Source organism: Pseudomonas agronomica (assembly GCF_025917275.1).
GTDB lineage: Bacteria > Pseudomonadota > Gammaproteobacteria > Pseudomonadales > Pseudomonadaceae > Aquipseudomonas > Aquipseudomonas agronomica.
This window is the reverse complement of sequence record NZ_JAOSHO010000798.1, coordinates 1-1,515: the sequence shown is the minus strand read 5'-3', so window position 1 is coordinate 1,515 and position 1,515 is coordinate 1. Positions and strand designations below refer to the sequence as shown.

The 1,515-nt window shown below is 61.3% G+C and carries 1 protein-coding gene; it reads right to left on the bottom strand.

The window, feature by feature from the left end:
- Positions 1-39 precede the first annotated feature (39 nt).
- Entirely contained in the window at positions 40-1,260 is a 1,221-nt protein-coding gene (locus OC610_RS27225) for an aspartate aminotransferase family protein (protein WP_181288549.1), read from the bottom strand.
- Positions 1,261-1,515: the final 255 nt, after the last annotated feature.

The following is a 1,515-nucleotide window of genomic DNA, read 5'->3' as shown; positions in this document are numbered from 1 at the left end:
TCGCGAGCAAGCTCGCTCCCACAAGGGATCCAGTCCAGTTCAGCCTTGGGTCAACTTCGCCGCGGCCCGCTCGAAGCGATCCAGGCCGGCGTCGATGTCGGCGTCTTCCACTACCAGGCTCGGGGCGAAACGAATCACGTCCGGGCCGGCTTGCAGGATCATCAGGCCTTCCTGTTCGGCGGCATTGAAGATGTCCTTGGCCTTGCCCTTCCAGGCGTCGTTCAGCACGCACCCGATCAGCAGGCCCAGGCCACGCACTTGGGTGAACAGGCCGTACTTCTCGCCAATCTGCAACAGGCGGGTCTTGAACTTGTCGTGCTTGGCCTTGACGCCATTGAGCACCTCAGGCGTGTTGACCACGTCGATCACTGCCTCGGCCACCGCGCAGGCCAGCGGGTTGCCGCCGTAGGTGGTGCCGTGGGTGCCGACGACCAGATGCTTGGCCAGCGCTTCGGTGGTGAGCATCGCCGCGATCGGGAAGCCGCCGCCCAGGCTCTTGGCGCTGGTGAGGATGTCCGGCACCACGCCGTAATGCATGTAGGCGAACAGCTCGCCACTGCGGCCCATGCCGGTCTGCACTTCGTCGAACACCAGCAACGCGTTATGCGCGTCGCACAGTTCGCGGGCGCCTTGCAGGTAAGCCAATTCGGCCGGCAATACACCGCCCTCGCCCTGGATCGGTTCCAGCACGACCGCGCAGGTCTTGTCCGAGACCGCCGCTTTCAGAGCCGCCAGGTCGTTGTAAGGAACGTGGGTGATACCGGTGATTTTAGGACCGAAACCGTCGGAATACTTCGACTGCCCGCCGACGTTGACGGTGAACAGCGTACGGCCATGGAAACTGTTGAGCGCGGCGATGATTTCGTATTTTTCGCTGCCGAACCGATCGAACCCGACACGACGGGCCAGCTTGAAAGCGGCCTCGTTGGCTTCGGCACCGGAGTTGCAGAAGAAAGCACGTTCGGCGAAGGTCGCGTCGACCAGCTTATGGGCCAGGCGCAAGGCCGGCTCATTGGTGAAAACGTTCGATACGTGCCACAGCTTGTTGGCCTGTTCGGTCAAGGCTCCAACCAGCGCCGGGTGGGCATGGCCCAGAACGTTGACTGCGATACCGCCCGCAAAATCGATCAGTTCGCGACCGGATTGATCCCACACGCGGGAACCGGCACCACGCACAGGGATGAAGGCAGCAGGTGCATAGTTCGGAACCATCACCTGGTCGAAATCGGCGCGTTGTACCGCGGCTTGCTCAACGGACATCGGAGTCTCCTGAAGAGGAACACCCGCCGGGAACTGGCGGGCTTGGTAAGGATTGTAAGGACAGTTTTCAGCCCGGCCTTGCCGCCAAGCGACAACTTCTTATAGCGCCAACCCACGTTTTTCGCGGGTTTACGGCAATGCGACAAATAGCGTCGCAAAGGCGCAGTTTAAACGTTGCCAGTGTATTTGAGGCGCTCGCATTCACATTTGCGCTGCCAGACACAAAACACCTGTGGGAGCGAGCTTGCTCGCGAT

Excerpts from the sequence above, each read along its gene's own strand:
- OC610_RS27225 (WP_181288549.1), bottom strand. The coding sequence starts at position 1,260 with ATGTCCGTTGAGCAAGCCGCGGTACAACGCGCCGATTTCGACCAGGTG.